This is a genomic window from Thomasclavelia ramosa DSM 1402, assembly GCF_014131695.1.
GTDB lineage: Bacteria > Bacillota_I > Bacilli_A > Erysipelotrichales > Coprobacillaceae > Thomasclavelia > Thomasclavelia ramosa.
On sequence record NZ_CP036346.1, the window covers coordinates 2,615,216 to 2,638,887 of the forward strand.

General features: G+C 31.3%; 14 protein-coding genes and 6 tRNA genes. 4 read left to right on the top strand and 16 right to left on the bottom strand.

Annotated features, from left to right (window positions below; translation table 11 throughout):
* Window positions 1–98: 98 nt before the first annotated feature.
* Window positions 99–4,241 carry a DUF4832 domain-containing protein gene (locus EYR00_RS12590; protein WP_003537254.1) on the bottom strand — a complete coding sequence of 1,381 codons (4,143 nt, stop codon included), beginning with the start codon at window positions 4,239–4,241 and terminating at the stop codon, window positions 99–101.
* 291 nt (window positions 4,242–4,532) lie between these two features.
* On the opposite strand from EYR00_RS12590, the gene EYR00_RS12595 reads away from it, so the two are divergent.
* Window positions 4,533–5,246, top strand: coding sequence for a GntR family transcriptional regulator (locus EYR00_RS12595; RefSeq protein ID WP_008791108.1), 714 nt, complete (start codon window positions 4,533–4,535; stop codon window positions 5,244–5,246).
* Between the two features lie 23 nt (window positions 5,247–5,269).
* On the opposite strand, the gene EYR00_RS12600 is transcribed toward EYR00_RS12595, so the two are convergent.
* A complete protein-coding gene (locus EYR00_RS12600) occupies window positions 5,270–5,467 on the bottom strand; it encodes a hypothetical protein (RefSeq protein ID WP_003537250.1) in 198 nt (65 codons plus the stop codon).
* 75 nt (window positions 5,468–5,542) lie between these two features.
* Window positions 5,543–6,328: a MurR/RpiR family transcriptional regulator gene (locus tag EYR00_RS12605; protein ID WP_003537247.1), complete on the bottom strand. Its 786-nt coding sequence runs from the start codon at window positions 6,326–6,328 to the stop codon at window positions 5,543–5,545.
* Between the two features lie 154 nt (window positions 6,329–6,482).
* On the opposite strand from EYR00_RS12605, the gene EYR00_RS12610 reads away from it, so the two are divergent.
* Window positions 6,483–7,628 (top strand): MFS transporter, encoded by a 1,146-nt coding sequence (locus tag EYR00_RS12610; RefSeq protein ID WP_009300738.1) that lies wholly within the window; start codon window positions 6,483–6,485, stop codon window positions 7,626–7,628.
* Window positions 7,629–7,677: 49 nt separating this feature from the next.
* Here the strand turns inward: EYR00_RS12610 and EYR00_RS12615 are convergent, their stop codons facing one another.
* From EYR00_RS12615 to EYR00_RS12660, 10 genes are all read right to left on the bottom strand, one after another.
* Entirely contained in the window at window positions 7,678–11,148 is a 3,471-nt protein-coding gene (locus EYR00_RS12615) for a DUF4082 domain-containing protein (protein ID WP_003537243.1), read from the bottom strand.
* 329 nt (window positions 11,149–11,477) lie between these two features.
* Window positions 11,478–12,983: a family 1 glycosylhydrolase gene (locus tag EYR00_RS12620; protein WP_008791104.1), complete on the bottom strand. Its 1,506-nt coding sequence runs from the start codon at window positions 12,981–12,983 to the stop codon at window positions 11,478–11,480.
* Window positions 12,984–12,985: 2 nt separating this feature from the next.
* Window positions 12,986–14,317: a PTS sugar transporter subunit IIC gene (locus EYR00_RS12625; RefSeq protein WP_008791103.1), complete on the bottom strand. Its 1,332-nt coding sequence runs from the start codon at window positions 14,315–14,317 to the stop codon at window positions 12,986–12,988.
* A 295-nt stretch (window positions 14,318–14,612) separates the two neighbouring features.
* Window positions 14,613–16,535 carry a BglG family transcription antiterminator gene (locus EYR00_RS12630; RefSeq protein ID WP_003537237.1) on the bottom strand — a complete coding sequence of 641 codons (1,923 nt, stop codon included), beginning with the start codon at window positions 16,533–16,535 and terminating at the stop codon, window positions 14,613–14,615.
* 585 nt (window positions 16,536–17,120) lie between these two features.
* Window positions 17,121–17,204 (bottom strand) — tRNA-Leu (locus EYR00_RS12635).
* Window positions 17,205–17,212: 8 nt separating this feature from the next.
* Window positions 17,213–17,288 (bottom strand) — tRNA-Thr (locus EYR00_RS12640).
* Between the two features lie 12 nt (window positions 17,289–17,300).
* Window positions 17,301–17,376: transfer RNA gene (locus EYR00_RS12645), tRNA-Val, on the bottom strand.
* Between the two features lie 4 nt (window positions 17,377–17,380).
* Window positions 17,381–17,456 (bottom strand) — tRNA-Glu (locus EYR00_RS12650).
* 1 nt (window position 17,457) lies between these two features.
* Window positions 17,458–17,533: transfer RNA gene (locus EYR00_RS12655), tRNA-Asn, on the bottom strand.
* A 102-nt stretch (window positions 17,534–17,635) separates the two neighbouring features.
* Window positions 17,636–18,502: a hypothetical protein gene (locus EYR00_RS12660; RefSeq protein WP_009300724.1), complete on the bottom strand. Its 867-nt coding sequence runs from the start codon at window positions 18,500–18,502 to the stop codon at window positions 17,636–17,638.
* Window positions 18,503–18,633: 131 nt separating this feature from the next.
* Here EYR00_RS12660 and EYR00_RS12665 point away from each other — a divergent pair, with 131 nt between their 5' ends.
* Window positions 18,634–19,494, top strand: a complete 861-nt coding sequence (locus EYR00_RS12665) for an SPL family radical SAM protein (RefSeq protein WP_008791054.1) — start codon at window positions 18,634–18,636, stop codon at window positions 19,492–19,494.
* Between the two features lie 177 nt (window positions 19,495–19,671).
* Window positions 19,672–19,747 (top strand) — tRNA-Lys (locus tag EYR00_RS12670).
* A gap of 98 nt (window positions 19,748–19,845) precedes the next feature.
* On the opposite strand, the gene EYR00_RS12675 is transcribed toward EYR00_RS12670, so the two are convergent.
* The 3 genes from EYR00_RS12675 to EYR00_RS12685 form a co-directional block, all read right to left on the bottom strand.
* The gene (locus tag EYR00_RS12675; protein WP_003537231.1) at window positions 19,846–21,324 is read right to left on the bottom strand and encodes a family 1 glycosylhydrolase; all 1,479 of its coding nucleotides are present in this window, start codon (window positions 21,322–21,324) and stop codon (window positions 19,846–19,848) included.
* Window positions 21,325–21,327: 3 nt separating this feature from the next.
* Window positions 21,328–22,719, bottom strand: coding sequence for a PTS transporter subunit EIIC (locus tag EYR00_RS12680; RefSeq protein WP_003537230.1), 1,392 nt, complete (start codon window positions 22,717–22,719; stop codon window positions 21,328–21,330).
* 81 nt (window positions 22,720–22,800) lie between these two features.
* A complete protein-coding gene (locus tag EYR00_RS12685) occupies window positions 22,801–23,670 on the bottom strand; it encodes a PRD domain-containing protein (RefSeq protein ID WP_003537228.1) in 870 nt (289 codons plus the stop codon).
* Window positions 23,671–23,672: the final 2 nt, after the last annotated feature.

Sequence of the window (23,672 nt, forward strand, 5' to 3'; positions counted from 1 at the left end):
CACGTAAACCATGTCAATTAATTTACTAATAAAAGATTATTATTTTAGTAAATATAATTATATGTGGAAAAAGCAGGTAAATTACCTGCTTTTATATTTTAGCTCTGATGTTTAAATTTCCTTTTCAACTCAGCTAATAAAACTAATGCTCCGATAAACATTCCTATATATCCAAATAATTGAACCTCATCTCCCGTTGCTACTACTGAACTATCCTTAGACTCATCAGGTTTTACGGTTACTTCACCAGCTTTTTTAAATGAGGCCCTTACACGAATATCAGCCGTAACATTTTTAATCATATATGAGTTATCCTTAATTTCAACTGCCTTTTCATTGATTAGTAATTGATCAAGTTCATAGCCTTGGTCAGGAACAACTTTTAAAGTAACGCTTTCACCAGCGTTAACAGTTGACCTATCAGCTATAACTTTACCATTTACAGTATCTTCAATAAAAATACCAAATGTTGTATCTGAATCATTTATATTTTTTACATTAATACTATCTAAAACATACCAGCCCTGCTCTGTCACTTCCGCATCTTTAAGGGCTAAAGCAATTTCCGGAAGATTATTATTTTTATCATTAACAATTGCTGTTGCTAGTTTGTATTCACCTGATTTAATACTATTTGGCAATTTAAATGTAGTCTCATAATGATTATTTCCATCTTCGAAAAGCCAATCACCCGGGTTTACTTTATCAGTATCTTCATTATATTGATAAATAACCTGATTTGTTTTTGGGTCCAATAATGCGAAAGCAACATGATATTTATTATCCCAATGTTTATTTTTATTCGGCAACATGCCTAGCCCTAAATTACGCCACGCTTGTTTAATCGTTATTTCTTCCCCAGTCGTGAAAAGCTCAGGAACTTCTAAACTAGTCAAAGCGAGGCGATAGCCACCATTCAAACCAAATTTATTCAATAAACCAGAACCGTTTTGTTGATCATTCTCTAGCCATTTCTGACAGTCCATTACAACCCGAGCATCTAGAGTATTTGCTCGACATGCCAAAGCATCAGCTACGACCTGACGTAAAATACCATCCAAAGTCGGATAACCAGCATTATTATACCAGTATTCTCGTACTTTAAATGAATGATAACAATTTTCTGCAAAAACTGGTATTCCTTGATTAAACCATTCTAATGTTTGATTTCTAATTGCATCCGTCATCCAGCCAAATGTATCACGGCGAACAACAAAATCATATTCTTTGTCAAATGCTCCAGTATAAGGTTTGTCAGTATTAATGATCTCATCATTTTCTTGAGTCCCATAATTTTCTGGTTGTCCTTCTTGAGCTCCCAATAAAACATCCGGGAAATATTTATCATATATTTTAATCACTTTTTCAACCGCATCATAAACATTATCATCCCACTCAGTACTAAATTTAACGTGATGTGCTTCACCCCAGTTACCAAAGCCCATACCATCAATAAAAGCAATATCTAAATCATTATTAAACTCTGCACCAAATGCTTTAATAAACTTATCTAATTTTTCTAAGAAAACAGGATCATTAATATATGGATCTTTAGCATCGATTTCTGGTGCCGTATCATCAGTTCGATCAGTTTTATACCAGCTTGCTCCTGCTTTAAATACATATTCTGGTGTTGCCTGCTGAAAAGCATCACTTGAATCCACCAATACCCTAAAAGCTAATTGAATTCCTCGCGCTCTTGCTCCACTAATTAATTTACTCAACCTGCTATCAGGATCATTCCATGCATAATTTCCTTCTGATGGTTCATACCAGCTCCAAGGATTACGAATATATAAAATATTTGTCTTTAAACCTTGAGCATATAATTCATCCATTTCAGCCCAATATTTATCAACATCGGTATCTTGGAATTCATAATATTGAACCCATCCCATTGACGGATTATTATAAATCGTTTCATTATCAACAATAGTTGAAATCAATTTATTGCCGGGCAAAACTCTTCTTGGTACAACAACTTCAAACTCATCTGTGATACCAACATCCTGACCATCTTCACTACTAACCTTTAATGTTATTTTAACTTTTGTATCTGTCAAAGGTGCATTAATATTACCATTTAAATCAATGATTTCCTCATGATCAGAACTATTGATCGATACCTCATAGCCTTTTAAATGAGGAATTGGAAATTTGCTTTCACCTTGATTTACAACTATATTGGTATCAATACTTTCAGCATAGTACTGAGCATTATTATTTATTGTTCCAATTGCATTTAAATCTGTAAATAAATAGGAATTATCCCAAACTAGATTAGCTTTATTTACGATCAAGCGAATTTTACTAGTTGTAAGTTCATTAAAAATAAGCTGCTGTGATTCTCTAATTTGATTATCGGTTTTATGTTTAAAATCAAATGTATCAACATTTTTCCAACTATTACCATCCCAAATTTCCACAGTCAAATTACCAATACCTTGTGAATTAGGAAAATGTGCCGTATAAACAAGTTCATTAGTTGTAATTGTCCGTGGTGAAAAATCTAAGATATACTCATCACTATCAGAATATGTAGTTTTATAATAACTACTTACATTATTATCAACCATTCCAGCTGCATCAATATTTTCACCATTATGATAAACTCGGGCATTTGATAAAAGATTATCTTTTAAATATACACCTTCTGTTTCAATTTCATTGATTACAATATTTTCATTACTTTGTAATTCTAAAATAAATATATTTCCCAAAGATAAATAACCGGGATCAACTTCAAAATAATCCCCATTTTTATCACTTTTCCAGTCTGGTTTAAAATCACCAGCTAAATCATTGATCATCCCATTTTCATTGACATTAACATTACGATAATAATTAGTATTCGCAATACCTTTTAAGGTAACAGTTTCAATGTTTTTATTACTCGTATAAATTCTCATTTTCTTTAATGCAATATTGGCAAACTTATTATTTTCAGGTTTAACTTCAAACAATAAAGACGTATTCCCATTATTACTCCAACCGCTTTTTATGTCACCATCAGTTATACTTGTAATTTTATAGGCTTGATCATTAACCAAAGAAATATCTAAATATTTAGAACAGTTTTCAATATTTATATCTTGATCTAACGAAATACGATACTCATCACTATAAAGATCTAATCCCTCACAAGTAACATGAATACTATATGTACCCACTGGTACTGTCTTAGGAATTACAAATTCATAATTTAATTTACCATTTTTCATCTCAACTTGATATTTGACTGGTCTTGCTAGTGATTGATGAGATTTAAAATCGACTAACTCTAAATTTATTGTAGTAGATTTATTCTTATTTTTTATTACCATTGGTACAATATTTTTCACACCATAATTTCCTTGTGAAGAACTTATTTGAATAGATGGTAACTCTCCAGATTTATAACCCCATACCTGTACTTCAACAATATCATTCGTATTTTCCCAACTAGTATATGAATCTAATGTTTTTAACATGATTTTATTAGTTGAATAAACTTGATCAAATTGAATTCGAAATGGCTCACATTCAATATTCTTATCCCACCTAAATTCAAATTCACGACTGCCATTATTTAAAATATTTTCCCAAGTTTGACTACTATCATCCCAATATAATATTTCTGCAACTTTAGGGCCTTGGTCATTTCCATATGTTGAATATAGATCTAAAGAATACACATCTATTAAATCCTCTCCATAATCAAATGTAAAAATTCCTGGATTTTCTCTAGTTGGCTTATTTGTAACGGGCGTATACATTGCCCACTGAATACCATCAATTAAATCGCCTGTTACTCCTGAATATCCAGTAACGTTGGTACTGATCTTACTGCTTAAATTAACATTATTTAATAAAATTAGACCATTTGTAACACTTTCACTATCAATCGTTGTTCTTACTTGATATTGACCCCCTGACAATGTTCCTGGTACTTGCAGCACTAATTGAGTAGTGTCACCATTGATTACCCCATTTTGCTTTGTTGCTTCTACTTCTCTTGCTTCTTCATCAATCAGTACTGTGTTATATTCTTTACCACTCAATCCCGTTCCAGTTATCGTAATTGTCAGATTAGCATTTGGTACTACCGGTTTATTATCTTTATAAACCTCTGTATAACCCACTTTCAAGATAGTTTGATCTAAATGCTGTTGCCAATTTCCTTGAGCCTTGATTGGTACAATATAACTAAAAAACATCGCCACTATAACTAATAACGAAACAATCTTACCTCTCTTTTTCATAATAAAGTTTCCTTTCCAAAATAAACACTATTTCATTCGTTTATCCCCTTTATTTCCCCAAACTACTAACACATTTATTTATTATCAATATTCACACTCCTTTTCTACATCTTTTGCGATTGTTACCAAACAATTTTATTGTTATCTACTTTTAGAATACAACGTTTTAATACCAGTGTCAATACAAAATGTAAGGGGTTTCTTTTTTGTCCTATATATGCAAAATTGTTACCAAACACTTTACAAAATAATAATTAAATGATATTTTTATAAATAAGGATGGGAGATATTATGAGAAAGTACGAAACAATTTCCATTGATTTAAAGAAACGAATTGAAAATGGTGAATTTGAAGAAACAAAAAAACTGCCTACTGGTGGGCAGCTGATGAAAGAATATGATGCTAGTAAAAACACCATCAGCAATGCTATTAATTTGCTGGTTAATGATGGATTGTTATTTGCTATTCATGGTAGTGGTTTTTACATTCGAAAACCAAATAAAGGAACTATCAAATTAAATAACACAATCGGTTTTTCAGCTGAACATCCCGGTGAAAAATTAGAACGTGATATTTTAAGTTTTAAATTAATTGACTGTGATACTGATCTAGCAGAACATTTAGAATGTAAAGTTGGTACTCCAGTTTATGCAATAAAACGATTAATGTATATTGATGATATCCCTTTTGCTGTTGAATATACTTACTATAACAAAGACATCATTCCTTATCTTAATGAAGACATTGCAAAAACATCAATTTTTTCTTTTATTATTAATGATTTAAAACTTACGATCGGCTTTTCTGAAAAATACATTTTTGCTAAACCACTATCAAAAGAAGATCAAGAGCTTTTAAACCTAGAACCTGGTGCCTTTGGTTTAATTATCGATGATAACGTTTTCCTTTCAAACGGCAAAAAATTTAATTACTCGAAAATCTGGTATAATTATAAATATGCTAATTTTTTCAACAATGATAAATCAACTCGTAAAAAATCATAAACAGTATTATAGTTTATGATTTTTTATTTAGGCTGATTATGATTTCTATGATGACTATCTTGATTATGCCCTGGCTGACACCCTTCAGGAACCTCCTCTTGATTAAATATAGCTAAAATATTATACAGTTCTTGAACACTAAACTTATTAAGTTCAGCAAAAGAATATTGTGAAGTATAAGACATAATCGTTTCAATAATTTGATATTTACCCGCAGACATATGATGTGATGAAGCGTTATGATGAGTTTCTTGATCAACTTGTGAACAATGATATCGATTAGTTCCAAGCAGGTTTTATAATTTGAAATAAATCATTTCACATAACAATCGATTTAAATATGGCAAAGAATAATAACCATCATTATAACTGTCAGGAATTCCATAAACATATAATAAATCAGCATACTCCTTTAAATAATCTTCTTCTTGAACAAAGGCAATGATTTTTATTTTACGTTCCTTTGCATAATCTAAAATCTCTTTTTGAGCATCAGAAAACCATTCCTTATATACACCAATAAAAACAATAGTATCATTATGATCTAACTGGTTTAGATACATCTTTTCAAACTCATAAAAATTAATCAAATATGCCGGAATATCGTTGACTAACATCTCTAACTGCAGCGTATAAAAATCCGCCAGTTCATGACTATCACCAATAAATGTAACACTTTTTGAAGTTTTGAGTAACTTAACAATTTCTTTTAACTTATCAATATCTAAATTTAATTTAGTCTGTCTTAAGTTAGCAAGACCATCAACATATAAAGATTCACTCATATTTTCAATCGTCGTCCGCATAAATCTTTGAGTATGAGAAATAATTCGGCGCATTTTAACATCCCTAGTAAACAACTCAAATTCATATTTAAAAGCCTGAAAGGATTCAAAACCAGCTTTATTGATGAAACGACTAACTGAAGCAGGAGAAATATTAGCTTCTTCTGCAATCTTCTCTAATGATAATATTTTAATATCCTCAATGTGATTAATAATCGTTCTAGCAATATTATAATCATTACTATTTGCGATTCTTTCATTACAAAATTTAATAAAACTAAAACAATCATTCTTCATCTTTTTTTCCTCCAAATTATCTTTATATTTTTATAATACAACAAAATTAACCTTAAATATTTAATTTTATCTTAATATTACAACTTTTTCACACAATTATTGCTTTATAATTTAATATTTGCTAATGTTAATTAAAAGGTGGTATCAACATATAATGAAAAACAAACTGATCTTGTTATCAATATTATCTGTGGCATTAGTTTCATCGATTAGAGGCTCAATAATTCCAGGAATGAATTTGTTATATCAAGAATATTCTGCTTATCCTATGTCTACTGTCTCTTTAATCATCACGATTCCCTCTATAGCTGTTATCCCTACCTCATATTTTTGTAGTAAGTTTGTTGGAACAAAAGTTTCTTATCGAACTATATTGATTGCGATGAACGCTGCTCTTTTATTTGGTGGGACTGGTCCATTCTTTATTGACGAGCTCTATTCAAGATTATTTTTACGACTGCTCTTTGGTATTGGAATCGGAATTGCCATTTCTTTAAATAAATCCATCATTTTAGAATATTACACTGATAATCGTCAAATCAAGTATTTAGGTTATACAACGATCATTTCCAGTCTAGGTGCAATCTTCTTCCAAACATTAGTTGGCTATTTAAGCAAGATTTCAACTGACTTTATGTTTCTTGGTTATTTACCTTTAGTAATAACACTTATTCTATCTTTTTATATTCCTGATATTCCTTTAAAAGCACCATCCAAATCAACTATCAAAAAAGAAAAAAACATCAAACTTCTCACCATCAGTATTTTCTTTCTAATCTTAAATATGCTGATGTCATCGATTGGTATTAATTTGTCAACTTTGTTTGCTACGAAATCATTTGCAGACATAGCTGTAATAACAGTCCATGCTAATAACATTAATTCTATTTGTTCAATCAGTTCGGGTCTATTATTTAATAAGATATATAATAAATTCAAGAATAATTTCCTCCCCATTTCCTTATTTCTTTGCGCTTTATCTTTAGCAATTTACATTTTTGGGAAAAGTTACATCAGCATGTATATTACTTCGGGAATCTTCGGCTTTACCTATAACACCATTATTTTATACATCTTCTTGATTGCAGCGCAGACCGCTAAAGAAAAGGGTAATGCAGCTGTGGGCGGATATATGGGAATAGCTGCTGGAATTGGTGGCTTTCTTCCCTCATTTCTAGTTTATCTTTGTCAATTATTCTTTAATGAAAGTATTTATTCTGTTTTGTTTATTGCTGTCATGTTTTTAGTTTTTGTCGGATTCATCACTATTAAGTTTTTACCTGCAAAAATAAAATCGTAACATATAATTTTAAACAGGTGCAAAAGAAGAATTCCTAGGAATTCTTCTTTTAATAAATATTCTTTCTTTTCTTTATGATTACAAACAGACCTGCCATGATCCCAATTAAAGAGATATAGAGACTCATTAAATTCTCATCCCCCGTATTTGGGACTACTGGCTTTTTGTCAACTGGCTTAATCGAGTTAATTGGAGTAACACTGCCCTCTTTCTTTTCAAGAGTATCAATTGCATCATTAATTGCTTTTGCCATAGCATCAACTTCAGCTTGCTGTGTAATATTTTTTCCACGAACTACAGCATTTATTGCTGCTTCTACTTTGGAAAAATCTTTATAATCATCCTTGTTTAATTTTTCAGCAGCTACAATAGCCGCATCAACAGCCTGATAATCAGCATCTAAATAAGTTAGTTCATTTTTTGCTGCTAAAAGTGCCTCGTACAATGCATCGCATTGTTCTTTAGTAATATTTTCAACATTATAGCCACTAATTGCTGCATCTAATGCTCGACTGAGTTTCGCATAAGAGTCTAGTGTATAGAGCTTTGCATCTAACACCTGAATTTCATTGATTAATTCTTCTAATATTTGAAGTGAATATGTTTTTGTTAATTCTGGATAAGCACAGCTCATTGCATAATGCTGCCAAGAAGCATGCTCTTGGTTTCCAACATCTGAAAAATTTCCATTTGGTTGATATGTTTCGGGATAAACACCACCAGGAGTGGAATGATCTAAAATAAAACTAGCTAAATAATCTAACTTTTCATTATCGTCTTTTACGCGATTAAACATAATTTCCCATGCTAACCCTTTACCAATAATATGATTTCCACTTTGTTGAGTATCAAAATCATAGACAACATCTAACATCTTATAATCATCATAATCTTGACTATCGTATTTTGCATAAATATCATAAGTATTTTGCATGATTTTTTCATCCATTGCATACCATTGAGCTGCCATTGGAGCCCAATTGACCCATGACATTCCTTTAATAAACTTCATGTTATTATCAATATCATATAATTCAGCATAAATTTTAACTCCATCAACTTCAGTTGTTAAATATTCATTGATTCCCTTTGTTAAAGTTGCGGAAGTATCAGCCCATTTAATTGCTGAATCACTATCGCCAAATTCTTTTGCTAAAGCACTTAGTTCATACAAAGCTTGTGATGCAAATACATTTGTAATTAAATCATAAGATTTCCAATATCTTCCCTCACGTGAATGCTCAAAACTGTCATTTCTCATTAAATTATATTCGTCACTTATGTATCCTTGATCAATATAATAATTTGCAAATCTTTTAATAATTGGATAGGATTTTTTGATAAACTCTTGATTTTCTACCGTCTTTTTACATCCATTAACAAATTGAGCCCATGCATGGATCAACATATAATTCCCATCAATTTGAACATGATTGGATAAAGTATGAAGATTGGATTTATATGCAACATAGCCTGCCTCTCCAGCTACTGCAGTCCCGTTATATAATGTTGCTAAATTATCCACATTTTTACTTCCATACCAAGTAATTGTATTATCACTATTTTGTGGAGCTTTAATTTCTAAATAATAAGATTGCGTTTTATCGACTTGTTCCAACGATAAACTAAATTCTAAATGTACCATTTGCCCACTTGAAGATAGCTTAGAAATATCAATCGCAGCGTCATCTACTTTGATTGCTTCTGCACCATATCCTTTATATAAAGTTGCAATAGCAATTCCCTCTTCTAAATTATTTTTACCTAACAATACATCTACAGCCGTTACATATTGATCTAAAGATGGAATTTCCTGAATCCCAATATTTTTATCTCCAATTGTCATAAGCGGTACTCGATAATCACCCGAATATAATGGTAGGATATCTAACTCAAAATCAAAATCATGACTATCCCAATTATCACCATTTAAACTATAGGCGCTTGCTTTAAGAGCAGGGTTATAATTCCATTGTACATAATCATTATTTTCAGCCCATAAAACAAAATAATAATCTTTATCGGCAGCGACTTTAACTTCTTTTCCAAAATCAATTTGATAATTTTGTACTCCAGCTTTTTCAATTGCTATCTCCCCTGAAGCAATAGCCTTACTATTTAAACTTTCTCTTAATTCACCAATCAAATTACCACCTGCCACGTTAGCATCAGCAGTAAAAGAAACGGCTTGAATTGCATCACCATTTAATGAAATTTTTTGAGCATATGGTGATTGAGCAATATTAACTTCTGAAAATACTTCCGCTGCAATAACATAACCAGTTTGTGACCAAACATTATTTTCCCAGTTCATAGATGCTACAGAACCCGCAAACATTGAAGAACCACAAGCAATAACTTGACCGCTGGTTGTTGTAATATGAACATAATATTTTTGTCCTGGTGTCACAGGAATATTTTCTCCAAAATCAACTGTTTGCCAGCCATTACTTGATACTGTTTGTGAAATAGTTTTTATTGTTTTTGCCTCATTTCCAGGTTCAGTTGTCAACTTAAAAGTAACAGGAGCACTTCCGGTTAAATAAACTCGAAACGAACAGATAGAATCACTATTTGGCACAAATGCAAAAGCAGAATTATTAGTAGTTGCATTAATTAAAAATAAAGCAATCGAATGATCTGTATTTGACATAAATGAATTATCTGTTTTTTCATCATCATTTCCGTTTAATTTAAATGCCGGATATGCGCTTTCTGCAAAGCCGCCTAAAACCGGAACATCATAATTATAACCCATAATAGCATTATCCGCAGGTTTCCCATCAGCCTTTCCGAACATAGCAATACCATTATTAGATTGTACAAAGAAATGATAAGTTTCTCCTTTTTTTACAGTAATTGGCTGGTCAAATGTAAATGTCTGCCAGCCACTAGCAGTAACTGTAATCTCTTTACTTATCAACTCTGTTGAAGCATCTGTAATATTTGTTCGCAAACTTCCAGTTAAAACATCATTTCCAGTAGAATTAGTGAAAATAGAAATTGATGTTACTTTATCACTATCTGTTTGAAATGCTACTCCACCACCGTTATTTGGTCCTTTTAACCCAAATAACGCATGATCAGAAAAAGTCTGTGAGGTATATAAATTTTGTGTCTGTGCTGTTTCTCCCTGGGATAGATAGGAGTTCCCAAATTCTTCATCTTCATAATCAGGAACGATATGCTGAGCATAATCTGCCCCTAGTCCTTGTTGATAGCTCAACAAAAAATTTAATACTTGCCTTGATTTTTGATAATCACCATAAGCATTTTGTGCCATTACTTGAATCGAACTATCACGAATAAACATTCCCTCATAAGCCCCTGTCAAAGAAGTCGGTGCATAACCCCGATTCGTAATTCGATTCGTTAAATTAGCATATGTATTCTTATACATTTCTTTAGCCGCATCGCTTGTCCCTACATGTTCAACTGCAAAAGATGGTGTTCCTAATAATGAAATTACCATTCCAGCAGTTAAGACAATAGTCATTATTTTTTTTAACTGTTTCTTCATCTTCCTCACCTCTCTAATTTGTGTGTTGTTTACTCAATGTATATTGTCTACTTTTATTATTCCCTCCTTTTAGAACAGGTATTTTAATCAAAAAGACAAGACTAAAAAGTATTACACTTTTTTGGTCTTGCCTACCTAAAGTAACAACCCACTAGTATATCTTTAATATACTATTATTTATTATCATTTTAAATCTGTCTATACAATTTTGGTACAATATTTCATTAAATAGTATAATTCTGGTACATTGTTTCACTATCCCACTAAAAAGGAAGTGATTTTAGAAACCATTCCCTTTAAATAACATAATTTTAAACAAATAAAATAATCTAGCCTAGAATTTCGCCATTTGATTCAATCACTTTTTGATACCAGTAAAATGAATCTTTTTTCTTTCTTTTAAAAGTACCATTACCTTTATCGTCCAAATCCACATAAACAAAACCATATCTTTTTGCCATTTCTCCTGTACCCGCCGATACAATATCAATACACCCCCAGGTCGTGTATCCGAGTAAAGGAATTTGATCTATCTCTACTGCCTTTTTGAATTCAACAATATGACTACGCAAATACTCAATACGATAATCATCATGAATCGCTCCATCTTCTTCAACAATATCATAATTACCCATTCCATTTTCGACAATGAATAGTGGTTTTTGATAACGGTCATATAATTCATTTAAAACAAACCTAAGACCTTTGGGATCAATAGGCCATCCCCACGCAGTTTTTTGTAAATAAGGATTGGGTGATGCTTGCTGCCCTCCTGTCGTTGTTGTATTACTTGCATCACAATCAAATGCTGTTGTACGATAATACGAAAAAGCTAAATAGTCAGATGTATTTTCTTTTAGCACCTCATCATCACCCAGCTCTTTTTTTAAAGTGAACTTATATTCATCAAAAATACTTTGAGCATAATTAGGATAATATCCTCTCATCGTGATGTCTGAAAACATCAACGCTTTTCTTCTAAATTCATATGCTCCAAATACATCTTCTGGTTTGCAAGTCATAGGATATATTCCTGATAAAGCACACATTGTCCCGAGCATAAAATTAGGATTTATTTTTCTAGCTATTTTATTTGCCTTAGCACTTGCCACTAATAAATGATGAATTGCCTGCAGCTTGATTCCAGCATCCTCAACAGGTGTTTCCCCCTGATTAGAATTACTTTTAGTCTTCCTATTATTTGATGCAAGACCTAATGTCCAATATCCACCTAAAACATTAATCTCATTTACTGTAATCCAATATTTGACTTTTGTTTTCCAGCGTTCAAACAGTGTAGAAGCAAAATTCAAATAAAATTCTATTAATTTACGATTTATCCATCCACCATATTTTTCAGCCAAATTCAATGGCATATCAAAATGAAGAATTGTCACTAAAGGCTCGATGTTATATTTTTTCAATTCATCAATAACAGCATCATAAAATCTTAGACCATCTTCATTCGGTTCTTTGTCATCACCATGAGGAAAAATACGTGTCCATGAAATAGATAAACGATATACTTTAAACCCCATTTCTGCCATTAATTTAATATCTTCTTTATAACAATGATAAAAATCTGTAGCATTATGACTTGGATAATATTCTGATTCCTTAATAAATGGGTGAAATCCAAATGGAATACATTCCCCAGCCTGAATACTTGTAATATTACCATTATCAGCTTTACAATAAATTCTTCTAGGATTTTCTTGATTTCCATCAGTTAACATATCGTGAACAGCAATACCTCTTCCCCCTTCTTGCCATCCCCCCTCATATTGATTTGCAGCAGTTGCGCCACCCCATAAAAAATTTGTAGGAAATTTCATAATCATTCTCCATTCATATTTTTATCTTTTTCAGATTTTTCTGTTGCATCTTCAATTGCCGCCTGTTTATTTGATACTGAAACAAACGGAACCCAGACAAAGAAAGTTACAACTAAAATGATTGCCTGGATAATAATTCCATGTAATCCATAGCTTATAAACCCTGTAATAAAAATCGGTAACCCAGGAGGGCAATCCACAATGCCACATGTCAAAAAGCCTATATTAGTCGCAAAAATAGCAATTAACGCAGCAATCGCAGAGTTACAAATAAATGGAATAGCAAAAATTGGATTTAATACTAATGGTAAGCCAAAAACTACCGGTTCATTAATACCACAAATACCTGGAACAATTGAAAATTTAGCAATTGCTTTATGATCTTCACGTCTTGAAAATAATAATATAGCTATTAATAATGACAGTGTGATTCCACCACCGCCTACAACAACAAAACTTGTCCAAAATCCCCTTGTTAAAATATTTGTTGCAACATGTCCTGCTGAAACCGCAGCAATATTATCTGCCAATCCAGCAGCTGATAATGGACCTCTAATCCCTTCGATAACCATTCCTCCATGAATTCCAAGAAACCAAAATAGTTGATTGACAAGAGATAATACCACGATTCCAATCGTTGTATTTGCTAATGCTTGTAATGGAATTTGAATAATGTTATAAATCCATACATTTAAGTAATTACCAGTGAACGATTCGAATAAACATCCACAAATAGCAAACAATGCAATAATAATAAAAATTGGAATTAAAATATTGAATGAACGTGCTATTCCTGTTGGTACTGAATCAGGCATCTTTATTTTAATGGCATCTATTTTTGATAATCCCTTTAATAATTCTATAGCCATGATTGATATGAGCATAGAAACAAATAAGCCCTGGGCCCCAATAACTCCTGAACCCAAACCACTGATTATAATAGGATCTTTCAATCCCTCAACAGCCGTACTAATGGCATTAGGACATACTGCTAAATATGCTAATAACCCTATCAATCCACTTTCTAAAGTTGGCAACCCTTCTCTTTGTGCCAATTTAGTACCGATTAAAAAAGCAATAGGTAATGCCATACATGAAATAGTAACAAAATTCATTGCTGTAAAAGCTGGTGATAGCTTTATTAACCATGGAAACCATTGTGCTAAACCACTAGTCCCCGAAACTAAAATATTTAACATACTTCCAAATGAACCAATAATAATAAAAGGTACATACATCGTAAAGGCATCCTTGATTGAGCCAAGATATTTATTTGCTTCAATCTTAGCAGAGAATGCTAATAAACCATTTTGTAATTTTTCAGATAACTTCATTTTATCTCCTCTCTCCTTTTCCAAAAAATATAAGTTTTCATTCCTGCAGTAAACTATTTTCTTATATTCCTTAGCTATAATTATAAAATGAGTTATTATGGAACTCCATGCTTTTAATTTCTATTTATTTGTGGAAGTTATCAAAAAATAAATATTACATATAAATTATAAGGAATCTCATTAAGTATAAAATTTGTATCGTGCTAATTTATCTTTGTAAAATAAAAATAACTGCCGATTTAATCCGCAGTTACCCTATCTTCTTATTAGATAGTTTAGTAAAAACAGCTAGTTATTATCGTTCTAAAACCGTTTCGATTTCTTCAAAAATCGCAATAATTTCTTCATAAGTTTTCTTTCTGATGATCCTTTTAACATATAAAGGATTTTTAATCATATAAGCTAATTCATGATACAAATTTAATATTTTTGAATTTATCGGTTCTCCTATCAAGGGAACAATTATTAATTGAACCCTCTTTTCATTCCATAGAATTGGCTTTGATAAAATACCAATAATTACTTCTGTTTGATTATTTGCACTTATTCCATTTAAAGATAAAATAGAAATCATATTATCTAATTCATGATTAGCTACCTTATCATTTTCAATTATTTCTTGAATTATATTTTTATCATAATTAGTGCTATTGATTATAAATGATATAGCTTCTTCCTTAGTATCCGCATTGATTGATGTTAATACCATTCGCTTATCTATATAATCTCTTATCTTAAATACTTCTTGATCACACAGTATTGTTTCAATTCTCTTTTTATCATTATCACTAAAAAAATAATTGACTTCAATACTTGGTACAGAAAAATCACGTCTTAGTGGAATACTGGATATTAATAAATTAATATTTGTAAAATCATAATTATTTAACTCAATATAATCAGCTGTCTTAACCTCATTAATATATTTTCCATACATCTCTTTAATTTGATAAGCCAATGTATGAGCTGTCCCTCTTCCTAGACCACTTACAACTAAAATATTTTTCTTGTTTTTTATTTGCGTACGCAATAAAGCTAGATTCATATGTAATGCAATATAACCCATCTCATCTTCACTAAGGCGGTTGCCATGATAATCACTGAATTGATCACAAGCTGTTACTGCCATTTGATAGGCAAAGATATTTTGCTGTTTAATTTTATCAATTAGCGGATTATGAAGCACTACATTATACCGCGAACGAACCTCCAAGGGGATTAAATGTAACACTAATTGTGATTTTAATTCTTCATCTTGAGTTAAATCGATTCCCCATTTACAGTTAATATTATTAATCATATTATTGACTAACTTATTAACATCAAAATCTTCGATAATGCGATGGATACTTTCATCAAAATGACGAATAATTCTTTTTGCTGCTAAATGTATAGAAAGTGATACTATTTCTTGATCTTTCATTTCTATTGTCAATTCATCATTAATTAATTTTGCCAATTCAACAGCCACTATACTATCAGTCCAGCGAGCTATATCGATAACCATCTTATCAGTTGATTTTAAAAATATTCCTTTTTTAATTCTTTTTAAAGAGATATAAATATCAATTATAAAATTTTGAACTGAAACTTCAGACATTGATATTTGATATCTAGTTAATATTCTATCTACAATATCTTCAATCTTCAAAATCAGCTGGAGCTCATCATTGTTAAATTGTGTTCCAGGAAACCCTTCTCTTTGATCAATATGTGTAATATAAATCTGTGCGAGGCAGAGTCTTTTATTAAACTCCCTGCCTTCTACCCTCATTCCATAATGAGGTTTTTGTAATAATATTAAATCATATTTTTGAAAAGCCTTTCGTACGGATTTAATATTTTGTGATAATACCGACTGAGAGATAAAAAGCTTTTCACATAGAGCTTCTGCCTTGACCCAACCATTATTCTCAATCAGATATTTTTGAATCCATTCCTCTCTTTCTGTCACACTATAAATTGAAAAATCGTTAGTATCATTAAAAGAATTACATAAATTTATAAATTCTTCAATATCGTTAATTACCAGCTTAATACCACGAGATGGAGTGACTTCTATATAATTATCTGTTGCTTTCATATCACAATTCAAAGATTTTATATCTTTAAGTATGGTTTTTGTACTAACATTATTCATAGCACTTAATGTTTCAGAAGTTACATATTCCTCTGTTTCTTTTAAATATTTTAATATTTGGTAGTTTCGCTTATTCATAGTAGCATTATTATATCACAACATATACTTTGTCTCTATCAAATTAAACCAAACATGACCCTCATTTTTTATCACTCTGAATTTCCATAGAAAAACTGTAATCTCTAAAAGAAAATTATTTTTCATTATAGTTTCCTGATAAAATGATAATAGTAAATGGTCTTCTTTAAAATATATCATCTATAATTATATTCAATTTACTTTCAATTCTATCAGCAGCTTTTTTAACAATTTGATTTTCATGGTATAGATAATTAATAACTAAATTCTGCATATAAAAGATAAAGATTATGATCAGAAAATGTACTGTTTTTTTTACAGTCTTTTGCGCTAATGTAAATTTATTTTATCTATGCTTTATAGTATATAAAATATCATATCGTAATTAATGATAATCGATTTATATTTTTTCTACATAGGGATTTACACATTTTTATACAAAATATTTGCAATGCCATCAACATTGATCCGATAGTTCTTATTTAGCAGTCTCTTAGGCACAATAACTATTCCACTCCGTCTTTTATTAGAAATACAAAAAAGCGATAAACAATTTACATGTTTATCGCTTCAACACATTCAATATGGTGCGGGTGACAGGAATCGAACCTGCACGCCGAAGGCGCTAGATCCTAAGTCTAGTGCGTCTGCCAGTTCCGCCACACCCGCATATTTAATGGTGCCGGCTAAAGGACTTGAACCCTCAACCTACTGATTACAAGTCAGTTGCTCTACCAATTGAGCTAAGCCGGCTTATAACAAAAATGGTGGAGGTTAACGGGCTCGAACCGCTGACCCTCTGCTTGTAAGGCAGATGCTCTCCCAACTGAGCTAAACCTCCATAATGGTGACCTGTACGGGATTCGAACCCGTGAATGCATGCGTGAAAGGCATGTGAGTTAACCGTTTCTCCAACAGGCCATGGCGCTTGAAGTAGGACTCGAACCTACGACCGATCGGTTAACAGCCGATTGCTCTACCAACTGAGCTATTCAAGCAACTTAGTGCCCTAATATAATATCATTATCCCTAGAATGATGCAACCCTTTTTATGAAAAAAATTTATTTTTTTATCAAAAAAGAAAAAAGTAGTAAAAATTCTACTTTTGACTAAGATATTTAGCATACATATTCTCTTCATTCATTTCATCAATCGAAATACCTTCCATCTTCATCTCTACCAGACTATCTTTTGTAGTCCTAGTATATTTAAGAACAATTCCAGTTTGTTTATCGACCAACATAGAAAAAGTGCTATCACTATTATAGAGACTATCATTTATTTTCCCCTCTACTCTATAAGTATCTCGATTAAGATATTTTTCTTCTCCCTTTATTTCATAATTATTATAAGCAGTACCTATTTGTCTGAGTGCAATATCTTCAGGTAATAAATATGGTGCTACATCGCCAAACAAATCATTAGCTACTCGACTAATATCCATATTTTCAACCCTTTCCTCAAGTGTCAAATCTTTATATTTAAATAAGCTATCATCTTTACTTACATCCTCAACTGTCATCATTTGCTTATTGATTAATTCATCTAAGTTATTATTTAAACTCACTAAATCTCCAACAAAAAAATACATTCTTTCACTATCTCTAAAAGTTACTTGGCTTTCTTCATTTTTTGAAGGAACTAAATAAATATATGACTGATATTCTGGAACATTAACTTGAAAAATATACTTGCTTTCACTTTTTTGTCCTTGATAGCTTAACGTTGAAAGCATTGTTCCACTAATTAAATTATAATGATCCACACTATTAGCCATCAACATTAATAAATCATGCTTACCCTGATCATTATTCGCAAATATTTTATCGTTTTTATCAATTTCTCTTTTGCCATTTAGTTCTGCAATATTAATCGTTGTATCTCCTACTTCCTTTGTTACCTCTTCCCTACAGCCACTAATAACAAACATCATTGCCATCAATACTAGCACATATTTAGTCTTCATCACCATTCATCCTTTTTATTTTTATTTAATCATAACAATTATTAGAATTATGTAGAATTAATATTCCCAACAACGATTCTTTACATACATATTTCAAGCAATATGTTATGATTAAATCAGAAGGTGATAAAATGAAATATCAACCATTAGAATCTAAAAGCGCCTTAAATAAAGTTAGTGGGCGATTTCCCTTTAAGTGGGATTTAAATATCTATCGCGGCTGTCAACATGGTTGTATTTATTGTTATGCCATTTACAGTCATAAATACCTTGACAACAATGATTATTTTGGCACGATCTATTATAAAGAGAATATTTTATCTTGTTTAGAAAAAGAATTATCATCACCTAAATGGAAACACGAATTAGTTAATATTGGGGGTGTTTGTGATAGTTATCAGCCTTTAGAAGAACAATTACAAATAATGCCAGAAATTTTAAAATTAATGATTAAGTATAAAACACCTATTATTATTTCTACCAAATCATCATTAATCCTTCGTGATATTGAACTAATCAATGAATTATCAAAAATAACCTATGTTAATATTGCTTGTACTATTATTACTGTTGATGATGACTTACGTAAAATCATCGAACCAGGAAGTTCACCCATTATTGAACGATTTAAAGTAATTGACCAAATCAAAAAGGAAACTAAAGCTCATGCTGGTATTCACATTATGCCAATTATCCCTTATCTCACTGATCAACCCGGAAACTTAAATGGATTATATAAAATGGCAAAAAAAGTAAACGCTGATTATGTGTTACCCGGTACTCTCTATTTACGAGGGCAAACTAAACCCTATTTCCTTAATTGTATAAAAAAATATAATTATGATTTATATCAAAAAATTGCTTCTCTATATTATCAAAAAAATGCTTTAAAAACTTATAAACCTAAAATCTATCAAACGATCTCAGAGCTACGAAAAATATATGACCTTCCCGCCCAAGCAAAAAGAAGTCCTAAAGATCAAAATCTTTAGGACTATTTATTATATCAGCTAGTTCTTTTACTAATTCATGTTCTCTTTATGCTGAATAATTATAACAATTTTCATCATTATAAGAAAAACATTGCTAAATTAATTTATTTTTTCCCAAAATAGCTTTACATTATTTCAAAACTATGTTATTTTTATATGGCACTGTTAAGTGTCTATGACCCGCTAGCTCAGCCGGTAGAGCATCTGACTTTTAATCAGAGGGTCAGGCGTTCGAATCGCCTGCGGGTCACCATTTGAAACACTAAGATGAACTTTTGTTCATCTTTTTTTATGGTTAATTCCAATTTAAAGAATCAATGAACTTTATAAATGAATAAACAGAATATTAACTTAATCTAATTTTCTTCCGTTTGAAGCAATTACTTTTTTATACCAGTAAAATGAATCTTTTTTATATCTATTATATGTTCCATTCCCCAAATTATCTACATCAACATAAACAAAACCATATCTTTTAATCATCTCGCCAGTAGATGCAGCCACTAAATCAATACATCCCCATGGTGTATAACCAACAAGTTCAACACCATCATCAACAGCTTCAGACATGGCCTGAATATGTTGTTTCATATATTCAATACGATAATCATCATGAACCGTTTTATCTATTTCTAATTTATCATCTTGTCCTAATCCATTTTCAACAACCATAATAGGAATATGATAACGGTCGTATATTTCATTTAAAAAATAACGTAACCCCAAAGGATCAATCTGCCAACCCCACTGACTCTTTTCTAGATATGGATTAGCAACTCCAAATATTAAATTACCATTTGTTTTTTCTAAATTTTTATCTGTTGTTACACAACCAGTTGAATAATATGAAAAGGTAAAGAAATCAACTGTTCCGCTTTTTAAAATATCTTCGTCATTCTCCCCAAAGTTGATATGAATATCGTTTTCCTTCAAATAACGATGTGCATAGCGAGGATATGCTCCATTTATTTGAATATCAGGACAATAATAGAAAATATTTCTACGTTCTTTCTGTACTAATAACATATCTTCAGGTCGACAAGAATATGGATATTGTGTAATTCCAGCAATCATGCATCCTATTTGGTATTCACCACTAATTTCATGAGCCATTCTGGTCGCCAATGCACTAGCAACAAGTTGATGATGTAATGCTTGATATTGTTTCACAATATCATTATGTTGTTCTACTGTTGATAACGTATCTAAATCTTCAATAACGCCAGCTCCCATGTCCTTTTTTGATGACGAAAGAATTCCACCAGAGAAATATCCATTACCTCCAAGAATCAAACTATTAATTTCATTAAACGTTAGCCAATATTTAACAAGTCCTTTGTATTCATTGAAAAGTGTTTGACAATATTTTAAATAAAAATCTATTGTTTCACGTGCATACCAGCCATCATATTTTTCTGCTAAATGATAAGGCATTTCATAATGTGAAATTGTCACAAGTGGTTCAATATTATACTTTTTCAATTCTAAAAATACATTCCTATAAAATTCAATTCCCTTTTGATTTGGTTCCTCATCATCACCATGCGGGAAAATACGGCTCCAATTAATTGACATTCTATAAACCTTAAATCCCATTTCACCCAGTAAAGCAATATCTTCTTGATAACGATGGTAGAAATCACTCGCCTTATGTGATGGATAAAAATATTTATCCTCATCTATTTTTTCAGTGAATAACCTTGGCTCTGTTCTTGAGCCTAATGTAAAGTGATCAGCAGTTGAATCTAATTTACCATCTTCATTCCAACCACCTTCAAATTGATTAGCAGCCGTTGCGCCACCCCATAAAAAATTCTTTGGAAAAGCCACTCCCTACACCTCTTTCTCATCTATTCCTAAAATATAAGTTAATATAAATGTAATAATCATTCCTACCAATGCAGCAATTAAAAAGAATATCAAATTATTTCCTGGACCCGCAAAAGTAACTACTGCAAACATACCTCCTGATCCTGGAAATGCATAACAGGCAACTTTTAATAGTCCAGCAATTAATCCTCCAGCTGCATTTCCAATCATCGCTGCATACAATGGTTTTTTATACTTAAAAGTAATCCCGAACATAGCCGGTTCTGTTACCCCACCAACAATTGCAGTAACCGCACACGACATGGCAGTAGATTTTACTTTTTTTGTCTTAGCTTTTAATGATACTGCTAAAGTCGCTGCAAATTGATTCATATTAGAAAGAATCATAGCTGGTAAAAAGAAAGGATCATATCCTAAAGAGGCGAAGGCCGAAGTCCAATATGGTGTCATCATTGTATGCATACCAGTCATAACCATTAAAGGTAACAATGCACACAAAATAGAAACCCCTAAGAAACCAATTGTTTCATAAATCCAAATAACCGCTTCTGCCACATAAGTTCCAATATAGTATCCCAACGGTGCCGTTACTACTAACATAATTGGTAACATGACTAATAAAGAACCTGTAGGGACAACAAATGATTTTAAAATATCTGGACAATATCGATTAATTAGTTTCTCAACTTTACTTAAAATATAAACAGTTAAAATAATTGGAATAACGGTAGTTGAATAATTTGCAACATAAACCGGTAATCCAAAAATTGACATAGCAGCTCCTTCAGTTGCCATTGCAATAAAACTTGGATAAATAAGCAATGCACCTAACAACATTCCTACACCTTGGTTTGCTCCAAATTTTTTAGCAGCTGTTGCGCCTAAAAAAACGGGAAAGAAATAGATAAAAGCATCCCCCAACCAATATAAAATTTGATATGTTGAGCTTGTTTCAGGCAAGATTCCTACCATATTCGCAAGCATATAGAATACTTTGATCATTCCTCCACCAATCATCATTGGAATAATCGGCGTGATACATCCTGATATCCCATCCATAATTCCCATAAGTACAGATTTTAAAGCGACTTTTTTCTTTTCTGCATTTCCATCAAGATCTTCATCAATTGCTTCTTCTCTTTGGAGATTGCCAAACTCACAAATTTCCGCATAAGCATCAGCAACTGCGGGTCCAATAATGATCTGCAATTCATCATTGGACCATTGACTTCCTAATACCTGATCTACATTTTCTATATCAGATATCTTCACAATACTCCTGTCCTTTAAATTAAAACGCAATCTGGTTGTACAATGTTGAAAATATGTAATATTTTCTTTTCCACCGATTGAATCTAAAATCGTTTTAGCAAGTTTTTCATATTTCTTTGCCATTTTTTCTCCTCCTTTTTATATACAAAACATTATCTTGCGCGCCAAATAATGTAATGAGTAAAATAAAACCCCATCAAAGTATTACTTTTCTGGGGTGATGCCCTTTCGGTGACAATCCTCTTTTATATACAATCTATTAACATGGACTAATAAATATAATAGTTCCTCGGTCGTACATTTTTCTTTATATTCCTGATAAAAATAGTTATCTATCTTACTGATACAATCATAGGTATCTGGATACTTTTCTATCATGCTCTCATATAATTCACGATTGTTATCTGTGAACATTTCTCTAGCTTCTTTTCTTTGAACAAAATATTTTAGATGATTTTTAAACCTAAAGTAATTAAAACTCTTCTTGTCTATATTAAAATTAAAATGTTTTTCTACTATGTTAGTAACATTAAAGATAACCTTTGATATCTTATTTTCAATATTACCTTCATGCATTTTCGTATTTGTACCTTCAAGTGCATTAATAAAATGCATAGTTATACTTGTAACTTCACCTTTTGGTAAATGAGTATCTAATTCCTCATTAGTTTTTTTTACCATCCACTTTGATATTTTTGTTAATAGTGGATATTCATACTCTAATTCATAAGAATATGGTAACGAAATATCCATACCATTTTTCTCCCTAATAACAGCAAAATTAATATGATCAGCTAAAATAAACACTAAATTAGGACTTAATTCATCTTCAATATTCTTTTTTGCAACATCCACCATTTTTGTAACTAAGTTAAAAATGTTATTTGGTATTTCCTTAAGTAGACCATAATATCTATTGTCAACATCATAGAAGGTTCGCTCAATAACAGAGAGATCTTTTATTTCATAGGGAATATTTCCATATCCAATTCCTTTAGCAAATACAATAACTTCATTGTTTTCCCCATCAACTGCAATTGCTATATTATTATTTATTTTTTTGATGACTTTCACGA

Excerpts from the sequence above, each read along its gene's own strand:
- EYR00_RS12625 (WP_008791103.1), bottom strand. The coding sequence starts at position 14,317 with ATGAAGTTATCTGAAAAATTACAAAATGGTTTATTAGCATTCTCTGCT.
- EYR00_RS12590 (WP_003537254.1), bottom strand. The coding sequence starts at position 4,241 with ATGAAAAAGAGAGGTAAGATTGTTTCGTTATTAGTTATAGTGGCGATG.
- EYR00_RS12630 (WP_003537237.1), bottom strand. The coding sequence starts at position 16,535 with ATGAATAAGCGAAACTACCAAATATTAAAATATTTAAAAGAAACAGAG.
- EYR00_RS12615 (WP_003537243.1), bottom strand. The coding sequence starts at position 11,148 with ATGAAGAAACAGTTAAAAAAAATAATGACTATTGTCTTAACTGCTGGA.
- EYR00_RS12605 (WP_003537247.1), bottom strand. The coding sequence starts at position 6,328 with ATGAAGAATGATTGTTTTAGTTTTATTAAATTTTGTAATGAAAGAATC.
- EYR00_RS12660 (WP_009300724.1), bottom strand. The coding sequence starts at position 18,502 with ATGAAGACTAAATATGTGCTAGTATTGATGGCAATGATGTTTGTTATT.
- EYR00_RS12665 (WP_008791054.1), top strand. The coding sequence starts at position 18,634 with ATGAAATATCAACCATTAGAATCTAAAAGCGCCTTAAATAAAGTTAGT.
- EYR00_RS12600 (WP_003537250.1), bottom strand. The coding sequence starts at position 5,467 with ATGTCTGCGGGTAAATATCAAATTATTGAAACGATTATGTCTTATACT.
- EYR00_RS12680 (WP_003537230.1), bottom strand. The coding sequence starts at position 22,719 with ATGGCAAAGAAATATGAAAAACTTGCTAAAACGATTTTAGATTCAATC.
- EYR00_RS12610 (WP_009300738.1), top strand. The coding sequence starts at position 6,483 with ATGAAAAACAAACTGATCTTGTTATCAATATTATCTGTGGCATTAGTT.
- EYR00_RS12595 (WP_008791108.1), top strand. The coding sequence starts at position 4,533 with ATGAGAAAGTACGAAACAATTTCCATTGATTTAAAGAAACGAATTGAA.
- EYR00_RS12620 (WP_008791104.1), bottom strand. The coding sequence starts at position 12,983 with ATGAAATTTCCTACAAATTTTTTATGGGGTGGCGCAACTGCTGCAAAT.